This window comes from Thermoflavimicrobium daqui, assembly GCF_003313465.1.
GTDB lineage: Bacteria > Bacillota > Bacilli > Thermoactinomycetales > Thermoactinomycetaceae > Thermoflavimicrobium > Thermoflavimicrobium daqui.
On record NZ_KZ845671.1, the window covers coordinates 52,296 to 70,173 of the forward strand.

A 17,878-nucleotide genomic window follows, 5' to 3' on the forward strand; every position below is an offset into this window, starting at 1 on the left:
TTTGTGACAACATCTTTTAACCCAACACCTAAGCAGATTAGAGAGGCCAGGACTCTAGCTTCCAAGTTAGGGGTTCCTTTCATTGAGCGAAAGCGAGCCTCTTTAAACGAATTATTTAGTGAGTTACACCAAGAGAAGGCATGTATTGTAACTAAGCAAGAATGGCGATATGAAGATATCCAAGGACATGTGTTCTTTTTTCATCCAAATATGTCCATACTACGAATAAAACATTTAATAAAGGGAATGCCTGACTCATTCATCCAAAGCTCAGGCATGGAACAAGGGGATCATATTTTAGACTGTACTCTAGGTATGGGAGCGGATGCCATTGTCTCTTCTTTTGTTGTTGGTGAGCAAGGAAGAGTGGTTGGTTTAGAAAGCGAACCGGCTATAGCAGCCATTGTACAGCATGGTCTTAAGACTTATGATAGTAAACGTAAACCGGTTAATGAAGCGATGAGACGAATTGAAGTAGTCCAAGCTGACTATGATTCTTATCTCAGAGAAAGTCCTGATTGCTCATACGATATTGTTTGCTTTGATCCAATGTTTCGACAAACTGTAAAAGAATCAGCAGCGATGCAAGCACTAAAACCATTAGCAAACCCAGCCCCTCTAAATAAATGGGCAGTTAAGGAGGCATTGCGTGTAGCACGTAAAGCAGTACTATTGAAAGAGCGAGTCGTAAGTGGAGAATTTGAACGCTTGGGCTTTCAAGTGGTAAAAGAGGCTTCCAACTATGCCTGGGGAATAATTAAACCGAGGGAGGGAGCGTGGTGAATCCAGATTTACTGGTTATTGTAGGGCCCACAGCAGTAGGGAAAACCGCACTTAGCTTAAAGTTAGCCAAAGAGTTTACGGGAGAAATCATTTCAGGAGATTCGATGCAAGTTTATAAGGAGATGGATATTGGCACAGCTAAAGCTACGGCTCAAGAACGTAGAGAAATTCCTCATCATATGATTGATCTGATATATCCAGATACCTCTTTTTCTGTACAGGAATTTCAACAGTTAGCTGAGAGAGCGATTTGGGATGTTTATCAGCGTGGTCATCTTCCTATGCTAGTAGGAGGAACGGGTTTATATGTAGAATCAATTACACATGGATATCATATGCCGAAAGTTTCCGAAAACCGAGCATATCGATCCGAACTGATCAACTTAGCTGAACGAGAAGGAAATATGGTACTTTATCAGCGTTTACAAGAAGTAGACTCAGAAACAGCGAGTCGTCTTCATCCGAATGATCGAAGAAGAATTATACGTGCACTTGAAGTCTATCACGAAACTGGTAAACGATTTTCTGATCAAAAAAAAAGAAAAACTTCTCCTTATAATTTGCTATGGATTGGTCTCACTATGCCACGTGATCTCCTATACGACAGGATCAATCAGCGAGTTGATCAGATGATCGAACAAGGGCTTATACAAGAAGTAAAGCAACTAAAAGAAAAAGGGTATCATGATGGTTTGACTTCGATACAGGCAATCGGGTATAAAGAAATCATAAGTTACCTCGATGGCGATATCACATTGGAGGAGGCTATCGAATCGATCAAAAGAGGAACGCGAAAGTTTGCAAAACGTCAATTATCTTGGTTTCGTAGGATTCCAGAGATCCATTGGTTTGACGTAATGCAAAACCCAGTCTATACTGAAATTCAACAACTTGTAGCAGGAAAGTTCCCACGCTATAGAGAATAAAGTTAAGTAATGTAAAAATACATAGGAGGAGTTACATAGAAAAATAGTAGAAAAGTAGGTCCTGAGATTATTTGTATGTTATCCATGAAAATAATAGTCGAAAGGCAGGTACAGACATTGAAACAGACCATTAATATTCAAGATACATTTCTCAATCAGATCCGCAAAGAATCAGTACCAGTAACGATCTATTTAGTAAATGGTTATCAACTTCGAGGTGTGGTTAAAGGATTTGATAACTTTACCATCATTATCGACAGTGAAGGAAAACAGCAAATGGTATATAAACATGCAATTTCCACCTTTACACCTGCACGTCCTGTTTCTTTAATGTCTTCAGAAGAACATAGAGAAAATATAGGTGCGGCTGAATAAAGAAATACCCCGATTCCCCAAAGAATGGTGGATTCGGGGTATTTCTTTATTTTATTATTTCTTTTTTTAAGGATTCAATTTCTTTTTTAATTGCATTAATTTTGGTACGCTTTTCAGTAATCGATATGTTTGATTTGGAAATATACTCCATTTCCTTTTCCTTAACGATTTGCATTAAAAACTTCGATTTTTGTAGTTTAGCTTGTTCAAAAGCTTTAGTGTAGTCATTTTTTTGAATGTGGGAAAGAACTACTTCAAACTTTTTCTCTTTGTGTTTTTTAACAAACTCTAGAGCTTGATTGAAGTCATGTTCCTTCATATAAGTAAAAGCGATTAAAAAAATACGTCTTTGATCTAGTTGTTTAGGTGAAAGTTTATTGATGAGGGAAAGTATGGTTTTACGATCATCTTTAATAACTGCTTGTTCAAATTGTATTAATAAATGGTTCGATTTTAGTTTTTTAATAGCCTCAAAATTACTGTCCTTAATATAAAAATCAAGAACATCATCAACGAGGTTTGGTTGTAAATCAATAATTCTTTGTGGCTTATTGGCATTGATATAGGCGGATAAAACAATCTGTAACTGATCTTTCGTAAGCTTTTTAAAGTCAACCTTATCAAAGTGTTGGATTGCTTCATCAAATAATTGTGCAGCTACTAAATTTTTTCCTTTTTCGAAATGATTTTCCTGTGGATTAGCTTGAGATGAAGGAAATAGATAGCTTTTAGCAAAGTAGAAACTAATTCCACCTATTAGAAGAGTAGCTATGCTAATTGCAATTATTTTTGTATATTTTTTAGGTGATGGAGTTACAGTTGGAATAGTTATAGGTTGATTATGGTTTGCTTCCTCCTCTTCTTCTATACTTTCCTCTACCTCGTCTTCTTCCTCCTCCTCCTCTTTTTTCTTAGCTACTTCTTGTTGTCTAATTTCCAATAACTTTTTTTGCAAATCGTGTTCTTTTTGAATAATCTCCTCTAATTCATGAAAATCTTTTGCCTCATCAACTGCTTGTCTAAATTGGATATTTGCTACCTGCTCTTGTGTTGATAGAGTACTAAAGATTTTTTCATTTAGCTGAAATAAAAAACCAAGTAGATTTTTTACTTGATCAATAGGTAAACCTGAAAATTCTTCCGTAACAGGCATAGCCCCTTTAATTCCTACATAAAGTACTTTAACTGTTAAGCTTTTTTCATGAATATAAATATTTAAAGGGCTCATTACGAGAACGAATTCAGTGTTTTTTTCAAAATATTTACCCAAATTAAGTACATTTTGAGCAACTTGAAGTTTTTGTATAGAAGATAAGCTATCTTTGGCAAAAGTAACCGATGAATAATCCTGTTCCAGCTGATATTTCATAATAAGAGTATGATCTTCTTGATTTTTTTCTATCTCTACTTCAAAAGAGATACCAATATCATATAAGTCAACTAAGTCATACAAGGTATCGATAGGAGTATCTTTGTTTATCAAAGAGGTAACATATAGCATTTCATTGGTATGTAGATAATGAGTAAGAGTACTACCATTTAAATCATAGGAAATACTTTTCAAAGACAACCCTCCCATTTCATAAAGAATAGGGGTGGATTATACCACCCCTTTATTTATAGAGCATTTAGTTTCTTTTGTCCAAGGTTATTTTTTTGAAGCTTTACTTCTGTAATCTTACTTTTCTTGCCATTTTTTTTGGTTAAATATGTTTTTGATTTCTTTAAGCTAACTTTTTTATTATACTCACCTTTGGTAAATGCGGATTGCTTTTTAGTAAGCTTGTATTGTTTGACTTGAGCTTTTTTGGTATATGATTTTTTAGAAGTAATATTATTATTTTGAGTTTTGTTTGTGGGTGTAAAGTTTTTAACGACATCTTTCGTTGGTTGGTCTTGTTTTGGAAGTACTACTTTGTTGTCATTCGTATGATTCGATTTATTGTCTAAAGTTTTGATCGACTTAACTACAGGTTGTTCTTTTGGACTGGATGTTTTAGGTTTATCCTTTAACAATGCAACATTCGGTTTATCGTGATTATCCTTCTTAAGAATAATGAGACCATCATCGTTTTGTTTGTTATTGCCGTCTTTATCATGTTTGTTATTGCCGTCTTTATCATGTTTGTTATTGCCGTCTTTATCATGTTTGTTATTGCCGTCTTTATCATGTTTGTTATTGCCGTCTTTATCATGTTTGTTATTGCCGTCTTTATCATGTTTGTTATTGCCGTCTTTGTCATGTTTGTTATTGCCGTCTTTGTCATGTTTGTTATTGCCGTCTTTATCATGTTTGTTATTGCTGTCTTTATCATGTTTGTTATTGCCGTCTTTATCATGTTTGTTATTGTCGTCTTTATCATGTTTGTTATTGTCGTCTTTATCATGTTTGTTGTTGTCGTCTTTATCATGTTTGTTATTGCTGTCTTTATCATGTTTGTTATTGCCGTCTTTATCATGTTTGTTATTGTCGTCTTTATCATGTTTGTTGTTGTCGTCTTTATTGTTTTTGTTGTTGTCGTCTTTATTGTTTTTATTGTTGTCGTCTTTATTGTTTTTATTGTTGTCGTCTTTATTGTTTTTATTGTTGTCGTCTTTATTGTTTTTGTTGTTGTCGTCTTTATTGTGGTTTTTATCTGTGTAATCTATAACGGATGTACCATCTGAATAGTAGGTTTGTGTACCAATATAGTTACCATAATCATCAAATACTGGTACTACAGCTATAACAATTTTCAGTTCATCATCATTTTTTGGTTGCCATTTTTTATCATGACCTTTTCCTTTGCCTTTGTTATTAGGCTTCTTTGTATCACTATCGTCATCATAATAATCATCATAATAATCGTCATCATAATAATCATCATCAATGAATGGGTTTCCTAGATTTTTAATAGAAGATATTCCAGCTGTTTTCAAATTATCATCTTGCTGTTTATTATTTTTATTAACAGTTTGAATTGGCTGAGTGCTCGCTGTAATGGATGGAGTATCTGATTTGGAAGGCTCTGGATTGTCGTCTGGAACACTAATTATTAGGTCTAGTAAGCTTTTTTTGCCATGGTTAAGAGCCAAAGGAGATGAATTGATCAGATCATCCACCGTTTTTTCTTCTACTTGTGGTTCAGTTTTCTGTGCTACAAATTCTTCACTCTTTTGAGATTGTTTTTGTTCAATGACTTTTACAGCAGAATCGATAATTTTTTGAAACTGATCATCGGAGATGTTAATTTCGACTTGCTTCTTGCTTGATTCTTCAGAAGTTTGATCAGCCTCTTGAACTTTAGCAGTAGCCATCTCATTAAAGTGCTTAATTCCTTTGGCACTGTCTACACCATTAATGCATCCAGCAAGTGCACCAGCTGATAATGCGGATACCATAATGGTTGCACCGACTTTTGTTGCGATTTTTTTATAATCAATGGGCGAGCCATGAGTCGATGTTGTTTCAATAGGTTGACCATCTTCGGTACGGAAGTATTCCAGTAGTTCATGGGGTTGTTTATTTTTCATAAGCTCCTCCTTTCTCTTCTTTTATATAAGAAGAGAGTTAAAAAAGACCACAAGAAATGGGTGAAAAATAGTAAATCCTACATAGAGAGAAAATAGTGATACTAAATAATTATATCAATAAATTAGTATTAACTAAATACTATAACTATTATAATGCAAGAATTTATTCTGTACAAGCTAATTGCTATGTAGAGGACCGTTTTACCGAGATTACCTTTTAAAGCTATCTAGTTCCTTTAGAAGAAAATCTCCTCCACATAAGAGATTGGATACTTTTGTTTAGAAATCTGATTTTTGATTGTGCAACATACTCTTTCTGCTTTCGTAATAGTTAGTTATTTTTTCTGGGTAACCAATGATTGGGCGAATGCGTATATATATTGAAGCACACCCAGTATAGAGGTGATAAAGAAATGACCCATCGGATGCTGAAACAAGAAGTTAAGCATCGCATTCATGTTGTGTTTGATCGAGAATCAAAGGGGATGCAAATGCATTACCCACAAATGGAATCTCATTTAGAAGAAGAAAGCCCTTTAGAAAATTGTTTAGCTCAGTTAAATCGTTTAGTAGGGCTTACACAAATACGAGAGTTTGTAAAAGAAATTTATGCTTGGTTAGAGATTAACAAACGACGGCGAGCAGTAGGGCTTATGACGGAGCAACAAGTTTTACATATGGTGTTTACGGGTAATCCTGGAACGGGAAAAACGACAGTGGCTCGTATTTTGGCACAGCTATTTAAAGAGATTGGCATTTTATCAAAAGGACATCTAATCGAAGTAGAGCGGGCTGATTTAGTAGGTGAATATATTGGACATACGGCACAAAAAACAAGAGAGCATGTAAAAAAAGCATTAGGTGGTATTTTATTTATTGATGAGGCTTACTCATTGGCTCGTGGAGGAGAAAAAGATTTTGGTAAGGAAGCAATTGATACGCTTGTTAAATCAATGGAGGATTATCGAAATCACTTTATCTTAATCTTGGCAGGTTATTCTGAGGAAATGGAATATTTTTTACGGATGAATCCCGGATTACCTTCGAGGTTTCCGATCCATCTTCATTTTCCTGACTTCTCCAAAGAGCAATTAATGCAAATAACAGAAAAGATGCTTAGGGAACGGCAGTATCGTTTATCATTAGCAGCAGCAGAAAAGTTTAAAAATCATTTAATAAACATGGTATCTAAATCAGATCAACCATTTGGGAATGCACGCTATATACGGAATGTGATCGAACAAGCGATTCGACATCATGCCGTCCGATTACTACGTATGCGTTATCCGAGTAAGGATGAATTGATGACGATTCATAGTGAAGACCTTGTGTTTTCATCTCATCGGAAGGAACAAAAAGTGCATTCATGGTATAATTAAAATGGACAAAAGTTGAAAGGATGATCCAGCATCGAAATGAATCGAATGCAAGAGAAAGCGATACTTGTGGGATGTGGATCAAAAAGAGATTTGTGGGAAATTAAGTCATCTTTAGCTGAACTAAAAAGCTTGGCTGAAACTTCAAGGTGTATGGTCATCGAAACAGTGATTCAGTTTCGAGAGCGCAAAGATCCAGCTTGGTTTATTGGGAAAGGAAAAGTTGAAGAAGTAGCCCAGCTGGCAGCAGCGAATCAGGTAGATCTGGTGATTTTTGATCAGGAGTTATCACCAGCTCAAGTGAATCATTTGGAAAAGATACTTCCTTGTAAAGTAATAGATCGAACACAATTAATTTTAGATATTTTTGCTCAGCGCGCTCACACGAGAGAAGGGCGTGTTCAGGTAGAATTAGCACAGCTACAATATCTCCTTCCACGTTTAACAGGACGAGGTAAAGAGCTTTCGCGTTTAGGTGGAGGGATTGGAACCCGGGGCCCTGGAGAGAAAAAGCTAGAGACGGATCGGCGTCATATTCGTCGGCAGATTCGGGCATTAAAAAAGGATTTATCCGAAATGAAGGGGCACCAAAACCTGTTTCGAACGAGAAGAAAGAAAAATAACTTGACTCAAATCGCCCTTGTCGGATATACCAATGTAGGGAAATCTACCTTGCTCAACCGTTTAACAGGATCCAATGTACTTGTTGAAGATCAGCTATTTGCTACTTTAGATCCGATCTCACGCATGTTGGAACTGTCACATGGGAAAAAAGTATTACTTACAGATACAGTTGGTTTTATTCGTAACCTACCACATGACTTGATCGCTGCTTTCCGGTCTACCTTAGAAGAAGTTAAGGAAGCCGACTTATTGTTACATGTAGTTGATGCAAGCCATCCGGAAGCAAGAGAGCAGATGGACACGGTCGAAAAAGTTTTGACAGAATTAGGGGCGGCCCATCTCCCCATGTTAACCATTTTGAATAAGAAGGATAAAATCAGTTCTTCTGTTCAAATTGAGGCTCAACCTGAGCAAGAGATGATTATGATTTCTGCGCAAGATGATCAAGATCTGCTTTTACTGAAAGATAAAATTGACCAAATGTTAACCAGAGAAAATTTATGGGCTCAAGCTGAAATTCCAGTAGATAAAGGAGACTGGATTTCCATTCTTTATCGCTCTGCCGAAGTAATAAGCTCTAAAGTTACTGGCTTAACCATGCAATTTCAACTTCGTCTTTCTGTTGAAAGCTATAAAAAATTGGCTCCCGAGTTAAGAGCATGTATTCAGATGTATTAATATATTGTTATGTTGAAGTATGTTTCCATTAAATCAGTGAGAAATATGATTGACTATGACCTGTAGAAATGGTGTGAAAAGTGTACAAGCAATTAAAACATTCAGCTTGGATTCAAGCAAAAGTACAAAACGTAGAAAAACTGATTTCCTCTCAAATTAAACAGATTGAACAAACTGTAGATGAACAACAATGGAAAGTGCTTCATTACTTTCGCCAACATGGTGTTAGTGAATATCATCTACAAGCTTCTACTGGATATGGATATGATGATATTGGGCGTGAAACGTTCGAGAAAATTTTTGCCGATTTATTTGGAGCTGAAATAGCTATTGTTCGTCCTTCGATTATTTCCGGAACGCATGCAATTGCCGCTTGTTTATATGGGACTTTACGTCCTGGAGATGAGCTAATTTATCTAACTGGACAGCCTTATGATACATTACAACAAGTAATTGGCAAGGAACAGGACGGATCAGGCTCTCTTGCTGATTATGGAATAAGGTATCGTGAAATTCCATTACTCTCTGATGGACAGATCGATTTCGATGCGTTTCAGCAAGCTTTGACAGAGAACACCAAAGTTATTGGTATTCAACGTTCTCGTGGATATGCTGATCGCCCTTCATTTACCATAGCTCAAATAAAGAAGATGATCCAGCAACTTCGCCAGATTAGGTCTGATTTGGTTATTTTTGTAGATAATTGCTATGGTGAGTTTGTAGAGTTAGAGGAACCAACCCATATAGGAGCCGATCTTATCGCGGGTTCGCTTATAAAAAATCCTGGTGGTGGATTAGCTAAGTCAGGTGGCTATATTGCTGGTAAAGAAAAATGGGTTAGGAAAGCAGCTGCACGCTTGGTGGCTCCAGGAATTGGTTTGGAAGGTGGCGCGACCTATGCTTATTTACGCGACTATTATCAAGGACTATTTTTAGCTCCACATGTCGTGGGTGAAGCTCTAAAAGGTGCTGTATTTACTTCTGCATTGTTAGAAGAGATAGGCTTTAATACGACACCAAAATGGAATGAGCCTCGTACAGATATTATTCAACAAGTCCATTTAGGAAACCCAGAGCTTTTAGTTGCTTTTTGTCAAGGGATTCAAGCAGGGTCCCCAGTGGATGCGCACATTTCACCTGTTCCTGCTCCGATGCCCGGTTATGAAGATCCAGTAATCATGGCTGCAGGTACTTTTGTACAAGGATCAAGTATTGAGTTATCAGCAGATGGACCGCTGCGTCCCCCTTATATAGCCTATTTGCAAGGTGGGCTTACTTATTCACATGTGAAAATTGCCATGATCCAAGCGATTGATCGGATGATTGAGTCTGGGCTTCAAGTGTCATTGATAAAATAGAATTTTGATCCAAGCGATTCGTTATCGATAACGAATCGCTTGGAAAATGTGCCGTATTTTTAACAAAATAAGTACAAAAAAACCTACTTTTATAGATACAATGTTTTTAAAAGCCCTTAATAAAAGGAGAGGAGGATCTGCTACTACATATCGATTGAATGCTGATTTTTTGTCATTTGTAAGTGGTTGTGTACATATGAATGATCTATTCTTGAAATGCACAACCAAGTCGATCGCTATCTTTTACTATCTGTCTGATTTGGAGATATGGAGTAGCAGAAGGATCTGAGTGGATACACTTTGGTGGATACTTATCATTGTACTATTGGTATTGGGGTATGCAGGAATAATTTTACCAGTACTTCCTGATATGCCCTTGATTTGGGGAGCCTTCCTCATTTATCGTTTCTTTATTAATGATGTCGATTTGGGTTGGGGTTTTTGGATAGTGGTTCATAGTATGACCTTAGTATTTTTAATAGGCGATTTTGTGATACAGGGGTATTTGGCCAAAAAGTATGGCGGATCTAGTTGGTCTGTATGGGCCTCGATTATAGGAATGATCGTTTGTATTCCTTTCGGTCCCATTGCTATTATCGTAGGTCCTATGGTGTTAATCTTTATCATTGAGCTGGTACTCCAGAAAAATGCAAGCGATGCGTTTAAAGTTAGTTTAAGTAGTGTGTTTACCTTTATCTTTGGAACAATTTTCAAACTCATTTCTGTTACTGGATTATTGGTTTGGTTTATCTGGAAAGTGGTTTAAATGGAAAAGCTTATTCCTTTTATCTGCCTAAGGAATAAGCTTTTTTCTGTTTTTGTTATACTAAAATATAATTAGATTACTTCATGTCAACTTTTTTAACATTTATTTGACATGAAAGCTGACATAGGTATATAATGACAACAGGAAAGACATTCTTTAAAAGAAAGGGGAATGCTGCGATGAGGGACCATATCCGGCGGAATATGCCTTTACTTCCAATGCGCATTGTCACGACGCTAACCGAACTTACACCGCGTCAAATTCGCTACTATGAGCAACAACAATTGATTCATCCAGCTCGAACCAGTGGGAATCAACGACTCTTTTCTTTTAATGATGTAGAACGACTTTTAGAAATTAAAGCATTGATTGAAAAAGGTGTGAATACTGCTGGAGTAAAAGAGGTATTGGTGAAATCGCAGCAGGTGCTCATAGCTAAACAAGAAGTAGAAAAAGTGAAAAAAGAGTTATCCGAAAAAGAATTACGTAAAATGCTTAAACAGCAACTAACACATCCTTTACGTCCTGGGCAAACCCTATTAAATCAAGGGGAAATGACTCGTTTCTTTAGGCACTGATCGATGAAACTAAATGAAGGGAAGGCCAATACATGCCTAAAAAATTCACCAAAGAAGATATTTTAAAGATTGCTGAGCAAGAAAACGTTCAATATATTCGTTTGCAATTTACCGATTTGCTTGGAACTATTAAAAATGTAGAAATCCCTCGTAGTCAATTACAAAAAGCACTTGATAATAAAATGATGTTTGATGGCTCTTCGATTGAAGGATTTGTTCGCATTGAAGAATCAGATATGTACTTATTTCCAGATTTAGATACTTGGTTTATTTATCCTTGGGACAATGACCTTGGGAAAGTAGCAGGACTTACATGTGATATTTATAATCCAGATGGAACTCCTTTTGAAGGAGATCCACGTGGAATCTTGAAGAAAGTATTAAAAGAAGCACAAGAAATGGGCTTCACTGACTTAAATGTAGGAACGGAGCCGGAGTTCTTTCTCTTTAAAGCAGATGAAAATGGCGAACCTACGATGAATCTAAACGATAAAGGTGGATATTTTGATTTAGCACCATTGGATTTGGGTGAAAATTGTCGTCGTGATATCGTACTTACTCTTGATAAGATGGGCTTTGAAGTAGAAGCTTCTCACCATGAAGTAGCTCCTGGACAACATGAGATCGATTTTAAATATGCAGATGCTGTGACAACAGCAGATAATATTCAAATCTTTAAATTAGTGGTTAAAAATATTGCTCGTAATTATGGATTACACGCAACTTTTATGCCAAAGCCTCTGTTTGGGGTAAGTGGTTCAGGTATGCACTGTCATTTATCTCTTTTCAAAGATCATGTAAATGTTTTCTTTGATGAGAAGGATGAATTAGGTCTAAGTGAAACGGCTCGTTATTTCTTAGCAGGTATTTTAAAACATGCTCGTGCTTTTACAGCAATCACCAATCCAACCGTTAATTCATATAAGCGTTTAGTACCTGGATATGAAGCTCCGTGTTATGTCGCATGGTCGGCGAAAAATCGCAGTCCATTAGTACGAATTCCGGCATCTCGTGGACTTAGTACACGTGTTGAGTTACGGAGTCCAGACCCATCTGCTAATCCATACCTTGCTCTTGCTGTTATGCTTAAGGCAGGTTTGGATGGTATAAAAAATAAATTAGAATTGCCATCACAGGTAGATCGAAATATTTATATTATGGATGAAGCAGAGCGCAGAGACGCTGGTATAGAAAGCTTACCAGCTAGCTTAGTAGAAGCTTTAGAAGAGTTGAAAAATAATCCAGTTATCATCGATGCGCTTGGAGAACATGCATTAAGCCATTTTATCGAAGCAAAAGAAATCGAATGGGATATGTTCCGCACACATGTACACGAATGGGAACGTGAACAATATATGTCTTTGTACTAAGTAAGCTTGTTATACTTAATCCTCTACCTTGCGGATTTATAGGTAGGGGATTATTTTATATAATAAAAATAGGAAGTTATTGGTTAGTCGAAAGAGTGCTCTGAAAATGTACCGTATGTTCAATCTGACGAAGAGGAAGAAGGGATTGGATGTTGACAGGTTTATTACTCCTGAGTGTCATTGTGTTAGCATTTATTGTCATTCATTTTTATACAAAATTAAAGCAATTAGAGCAGCGAATTAAAAGTGTGGATGAATCATTGCAACACTTGAGGCAGAACGGGTACCAAACAGATTGGATTAAAGAGTCACTAGTTCCCTTAGATAAAAAGAATAACGCAATTAAAGAACAGATACCTGTCGTACAAGAAGAAGCAGGTAGGATATCTACACAGCCATACGAGAAGATAGAAACAGAATTCCAAGTAGAAAAAGCGGGTGATGAGTTTACTTCCGAGGTGTCAGAGCCAATACAAGTTAAACCAGAAAACCAATCACTACAAGCAGAAGTGCCAGATTTAGGTTCAATGGAAGTTCAAGATGCCAGAACAAAGACCGAATGGGAGATGCTGATTGGCGGCAAATGGCTGAATCGGATTGGTGCGATTGCTTTAATTCTTGGGATTGGTTTCTTTATTAAATATGCTTTTGATCATGAATGGATTAATGAAACGGCTCGAGTATTAATTGGGGCAGTGATCGGAGGATTATTGTTATGGGGTGGAGCACGCTCTTATAAGAAGAACATACCTATTTTTGGTCAAGGTATAGTGGGCGGGATTGCGATTTTTTATTTATCTGCTTATGCAACTTATAATTTTTATCAACTCGTTTCCTATGAAATCGCTTTACTTTTGATGACAAGTGTTACTATCCTTGCTTTTCAGCAAGCTATGCGATATAACTCGCTGGCAATTAGTATTCTTGGCTGGATCGGTGGTTTTTTAACTCCTTTCTTATTAAATTCGGGCGAAGTTAGTACCATCGGATTATTAAGCTATTTGGCTTTCTTAGCGGTCGGCATGGTGTGGATAACAGTAAAAAAAGAGAAATGGCGAGTTCTTTATTTTTTAACTTTTGTGGGTATTTATCTTATTTCTCTTATTTGGATAATTCATTTATCAAATCGGCAGTCGGAGTTTGGATGGTTATTTTTCTTTACCACTTTGTTTTGGGCTATTTTTTATCTGTTTGAAAATTATTTGCTTATTCGTCCGAGGAGAAAACGTTTTTCCTTCCTTATTTGCCATGTGGGAAATACGCTCCTTTACTATGTAACATTAATCATTCTCTTTTTACCAGATCATCGGAAATGGATGGGGCTTATTACCTTGAGTGTAGGTATCCTTTATCTTATACCAATTCTATTACAAGGACGCTTTTCATCATTACATAAACTTTCTCCATGGCAAGAAGATCGCTTTAGTTTGACTTTCTACAGCTTACTGATCATGGCCACAACCTGGGAATGGATGAAGTTTCCACTCGTATATCTGTGGACGATTGAAGCTTTTCTGATTTCTATAATAGGTATCCATTGGAAAAAACAGGCAAGTCATTGGTTTGGAGTTGGATTACTGTCTCTTACGAGTTGGTATCTACTCTTCTTATCTTCGAATGAAGTGGTAAGTATTCCACTTTGGAATCAACGCGCTTTGGCTTGTTTATTACTAGCCTTTGCTTTTGGAGTTCTCGCTTTCTTCTATGGAACAGCTAAGCTTCGATATGCAAAGAGAATTTCACAAATCTACCATCTCACTTGGGCTATCTTCATTTGGATAGGAATTTTGTCCGTGGAATGGATAAATGGTTTGGAAAAATGGTTATTCCCAAATGATCCGCAGTTTATATTATTAATGGTTTTATTTGCTTCATGGATGTTCTATAGTTTGGTGATTCATTGGTTTGGGATAAGGTTTAAACTGGAATGTATGATTTATCTATCGTGGATTATTATGGCTGTAAGCATATTTGGAGTAGTTACAGTTGGTTTTTCTTATGAGCCAATCCATAGCTTTATACCTGTATTGAATCTTCGTCTTTTGGTTTTTCTAATCGCTGTTTTCATATTATGGATTCATTTAAAATGGTGGCAAAGCCAGAAAATCGTTGACAATAAGTGGATTCCATTAACTTTTACTTTAGGGATCGCTGGGCTAATGTTTGAATTAGTTTCAGTAGAAGTACTTGATTATTTTAATCGTCTCTTACTTCATCAACAATATTCGGATCATTTTATCCATTTACAACAATGGTCGTTATCCATTACGTGGCTTATTTATTCGAGTATATTAATGACGATAGGTATTTGGAGGAAAATACAAAGCGTTCGTTTTCTATCAATCGGATTGTTTGGTATTGCGATTTTAAAAATCTTTGTATTCGACCTTCAATTTTTGGATACCCTATATCGGATTATCTCTTTTATTGGGCTTGGATTGATCCTACTTGGAATCTCTTTTATTTATCAAAAATATAAACATTGGTTTCGTCAGTGGTAGATTCTTATTTTAGTTTGTTAGGAAATGGCTGAAATATGTTTGATTAAAAAAAGCTTAGTCCCTTCTGGATAGAGGGGACTAAGCTTTTGTTCGTTTCATATAACCGTTTTCTTTAAAAAAGGAAAACGAAGTTATTAGATAGTTTATCAGCTTGTCCAATTATTTGGTATAGATCGGAAATTTTTGTTTACTGGTGATGACATCTACGATATTTTGATAAGATGTTTTCCATTTTGTCTTGGTTATTCCTGGCCAGTTCTCTAAAGACTCTGGCTGATCCGAAGGAAGTGGGACAACTTCAACATAGTATCCCTTTTTATAAGTTAAAATAGGAAGGAAAGACACATTTTCTATTTTAACTTGGTTCTTAACAGGATCTTTCACGACATCAAAGTAGATAATGGCACTCTCATCTGTATGAGGTTGTACTTGATAGGACATGAAGTTCCCCATGGAGTATATGATTAGTTTTTCTTTTCCATCTACGTTTACTTTCTCAACACGTTGGAGCACATGGGGATGATTACCTAATATAGCATCCGCTCCGTCTTTTAAAACTTGCTTTGCTACTTTCTTTTGATATTCATTAGGCTGTTTTTGATATTCTTCTCCGAAATGAAGCGAGACGGCTACAAAATCAGCCCCTTGCTTTTTGGCATCTTCAATATCTTTTTTGATCTGCTCTAGTTTAATTCGATTTACTAAATAATTTTTAGGGACGGGGATGCCATTGGTCATTTCAGTGTAAGATAAAAAGGCAAATTTAATGCCATTTTTTTCTACAAAAGCAGGTTTTCTTTTACCAGGAGATGGTGCAGTACCTGCTGTTTTAATCCCTTTTTCATTTAACACGCGATAGGTACGTTTCACACCAGGTACACCTGTATCTATTGAATGATTGTTTGCTGTACTAACTACATCAAACCCACTTGCTTTGATGGCATCAGCAATTTCATCTGGTGAATTAAAATGGGGATAGCCCATATAGGGTTCTTTCCCCAGAAGGGTAAATTCAAAGTTTCCAATCGCAATATCGGGTTCAGTCAGATAAGGTTTTATACTCTTGAAGAAATGGTCAAAATTATAGGTTCCATCTTTCTTTTTTCCCCCTTTGATTTGCCAATCATGCATCATGATATCTCCAGTAGCAGCAATGGTTGCTTTAGTAGGTGTGGCTTGTATGGGTTGATCTTTCGCTTTAATGTCTGTAGATTCATTATCGCTTAATAATCCAAAGTCAAAAAACCAAGCTCCTAGACTCAAAATGATAATAACTAGGATCACAATAAGGACCTTCTTCAGAATGAATCATCTCCTATTATTCATTTGTCTATTTTTTATATAGAGTTTATTGCTTGAACCCCAGCAGAGACTAGTAGACTGAAAAATAACACGGGACACCCTATTCTATAAATTCTGAATTTACCTCTAGATATTTTTTGTATTGGATAGGGTTTAAGCAACACCTCTAATTTATCTCTTACAAGAATATATTAAATCATTTTCTACAAGATTTCTATTTCTCGATGGACGTGTTACGAGAATTGACTCATTTAGAAGAGGGAAGGTATAATTAAAATTAGTGTTATTTTTGGATGGAGGTTACATACGTGTTGGTGACAATTGATCAAATTGCTAAATATGTAGGACAAGAAGTGAAGATGGGTGGCTGGTTACATAACAAACGCTCAAGTGGAAAAATCCAGTTTTTGCAGTTTCGTGATGGAACTGGATTTATCCAAGGTGTTTTAGTGAAGAAACAAGTGGAACCAGAAGTATGGGAAACAGCTAAACAGCTTACTCAAGAAAGCTCTTTGTATATTTGGGGAACTGTTCGAGCAGATGAACGTGCTCCAAGTGGCTTTGAGTTGGATGTCCATAAAATAGAAGTGATTCAAATTGCCGAGGATTATCCAATTCAAAAGAAAGAGCATGGCGTTGATTTTCTGATGGATCACCGTCATCTGTGGATTCGTTCACCTAAACAGCGCGCTGTGTTAAAGATTCGTGCTGAAATTATTCGTGCGATCCAAGATTACTTGGATCAACATGGTTTTACTTTGGTTGACCCACCTATTTTAACACCGTCTTCTTGTGAAGGAACTACAAACTTGTTCCATACTAAGTATTTTGATGAAGATGCTTATTTAACCCAAAGCGGACAATTATATATGGAAGCAGCGGCGATCGCTTTAAATAAGGTTTATTCATTTGGACCCACGTTTCGAGCAGAAAAGTCGAAAACACGTCGCCATTTAATCGAATTTTGGATGATTGAGCCGGAGATGGCTTTTGTCGATCATGAACGAAACTTGGAAATTCAAGAACAATTGATTGCCCATATTGTTACCCATGTCTTAAATCATTGTAAGTCTGAGTTAAAGACACTGGGACGGGATATAGAAAAACTTGAAAAAATTAAAGCACCATTTCCACGCATCACCTACGATGAAGCTGTTGAACTATTACACAAAGAAGGCTTCACTGATTTTAAGTGGGGCGAAGACTTTGGTGCACCCCATGAGACCAAAATTGCTGAAAGCTTTGAGAGACCCGTTTTTATCACGCATTATCCAACCGAAATTAAAGCTTTTTATATGAAACCTGACCCAGCACGTCCTGAAGTTGTACTATGTGCAGACTTAATTGCTCCAGAAGGATATGGGGAAATCATAGGAGGAAGTCAGCGGATTGATGATCCAACGTTATTAGCAGAGCGCTTTGAAGCGCATAATCTACCCAAAGAAGCCTATGCTTGGTATTTGGATCTGAGAAAATATGGATCTGTACCCCATTCCGGATTTGGACTGGGCTTAGAAAGAACTGTTGCTTGGATCTGTGGCTTAGAACATGTACGGGAAACCATTCCGTTCCCACGGATGCTATATCGCTTATATCCATAATCAAGTATGGAATTAATCAATGGTGAAATCCGGTATGAACTAGACTGGAAAATGACATCACTATGGGATAGAAATAATCGACGAGTTGATTTGGATAGCAAAAAAAGCATCGGTATATCGGTTTATA

The 17,878-nt window shown here is 36.5% G+C and carries 14 protein-coding genes; 11 read left to right on the top strand and 3 right to left on the bottom strand.

Annotated elements, in window-relative coordinates:
- The first annotated feature begins 3 nt into the window (after window positions 1–3).
- From DL897_RS14055 to hfq, 3 genes are all read left to right on the top strand, one after another.
- Complete coding sequence (locus DL897_RS14055; protein ID WP_240627460.1) at window positions 4–783, top strand: class I SAM-dependent methyltransferase; 780 nt, start codon at window positions 4–6, stop codon at window positions 781–783.
- Window positions 777–1,709, top strand: a complete 933-nt coding sequence (miaA, locus tag DL897_RS14060; protein ID WP_113659776.1) for a tRNA (adenosine(37)-N6)-dimethylallyltransferase MiaA — start codon at window positions 777–779, stop codon at window positions 1,707–1,709. The genes DL897_RS14055 and miaA overlap by 7 nt, the downstream gene beginning before the upstream one ends.
- Before the next feature lie 117 nt (window positions 1,710–1,826).
- Window positions 1,827–2,084, top strand: coding sequence for an RNA chaperone Hfq (gene hfq / locus DL897_RS14065; protein ID WP_113659777.1), 258 nt, complete (start codon window positions 1,827–1,829; stop codon window positions 2,082–2,084).
- 46 nt (window positions 2,085–2,130) lie between these two features.
- Here the strand turns inward: hfq and DL897_RS14070 are convergent, their stop codons facing one another.
- Entirely contained in the window at window positions 2,131–3,453 is a 1,323-nt protein-coding gene (locus tag DL897_RS14070; RefSeq protein WP_145962224.1) for a hypothetical protein, read from the bottom strand.
- A gap of 248 nt (window positions 3,454–3,701) precedes the next feature.
- The gene (locus tag DL897_RS14075) at window positions 3,702–5,597 is read right to left on the bottom strand and encodes a hypothetical protein (protein WP_113659779.1); all 1,896 of its coding nucleotides are present in this window, start codon (window positions 5,595–5,597) and stop codon (window positions 3,702–3,704) included.
- A 413-nt stretch (window positions 5,598–6,010) separates the two neighbouring features.
- Between DL897_RS14075 and spoVK the strand changes: the two genes are divergently transcribed.
- The 7 genes from spoVK to DL897_RS14110 all read left to right on the top strand — a co-directional run bounded on the left by spoVK (window position 6,011) and on the right by DL897_RS14110 (window position 14,848).
- Complete coding sequence (gene spoVK, locus DL897_RS14080; protein ID WP_113659780.1) at window positions 6,011–6,976, top strand: stage V sporulation protein K; 966 nt, start codon at window positions 6,011–6,013, stop codon at window positions 6,974–6,976.
- A gap of 36 nt (window positions 6,977–7,012) precedes the next feature.
- Complete coding sequence (gene hflX / locus DL897_RS14085) at window positions 7,013–8,275, top strand: GTPase HflX (RefSeq protein ID WP_113659781.1); 1,263 nt, start codon at window positions 7,013–7,015, stop codon at window positions 8,273–8,275.
- An 80-nt stretch (window positions 8,276–8,355) separates the two neighbouring features.
- Window positions 8,356–9,633, top strand: a complete 1,278-nt coding sequence (locus DL897_RS14090; protein ID WP_113659782.1) for a methionine gamma-lyase family protein — start codon at window positions 8,356–8,358, stop codon at window positions 9,631–9,633.
- Window positions 9,634–9,922: 289 nt separating this feature from the next.
- Window positions 9,923–10,399, top strand: coding sequence for a DUF456 domain-containing protein (locus DL897_RS14095; protein WP_113659783.1), 477 nt, complete (start codon window positions 9,923–9,925; stop codon window positions 10,397–10,399).
- A gap of 179 nt (window positions 10,400–10,578) precedes the next feature.
- Entirely contained in the window at window positions 10,579–10,977 is a 399-nt protein-coding gene (locus tag DL897_RS14100; RefSeq protein WP_113659784.1) for a MerR family transcriptional regulator, read from the top strand.
- Between the two features lie 32 nt (window positions 10,978–11,009).
- Window positions 11,010–12,347, top strand: coding sequence for a type I glutamate--ammonia ligase (gene glnA / locus DL897_RS14105; RefSeq protein ID WP_113659785.1), 1,338 nt, complete (start codon window positions 11,010–11,012; stop codon window positions 12,345–12,347).
- Window positions 12,348–12,496: 149 nt separating this feature from the next.
- Complete coding sequence (locus tag DL897_RS14110) at window positions 12,497–14,848, top strand: DUF2339 domain-containing protein (RefSeq protein ID WP_113659786.1); 2,352 nt, start codon at window positions 12,497–12,499, stop codon at window positions 14,846–14,848.
- Between the two features lie 159 nt (window positions 14,849–15,007).
- Here the strand turns inward: DL897_RS14110 and DL897_RS14115 are convergent, their stop codons facing one another.
- Window positions 15,008–16,132 (bottom strand): CapA family protein, encoded by a 1,125-nt coding sequence (locus DL897_RS14115; protein ID WP_113659787.1) that lies wholly within the window; start codon window positions 16,130–16,132, stop codon window positions 15,008–15,010.
- A 311-nt stretch (window positions 16,133–16,443) separates the two neighbouring features.
- Here DL897_RS14115 and asnS point away from each other — a divergent pair, with 311 nt between their 5' ends.
- The gene (gene asnS / locus DL897_RS14120) at window positions 16,444–17,751 is read left to right on the top strand and encodes an asparagine--tRNA ligase (protein WP_113659788.1); all 1,308 of its coding nucleotides are present in this window, start codon (window positions 16,444–16,446) and stop codon (window positions 17,749–17,751) included.
- Window positions 17,752–17,878 lie beyond the last annotated feature (127 nt).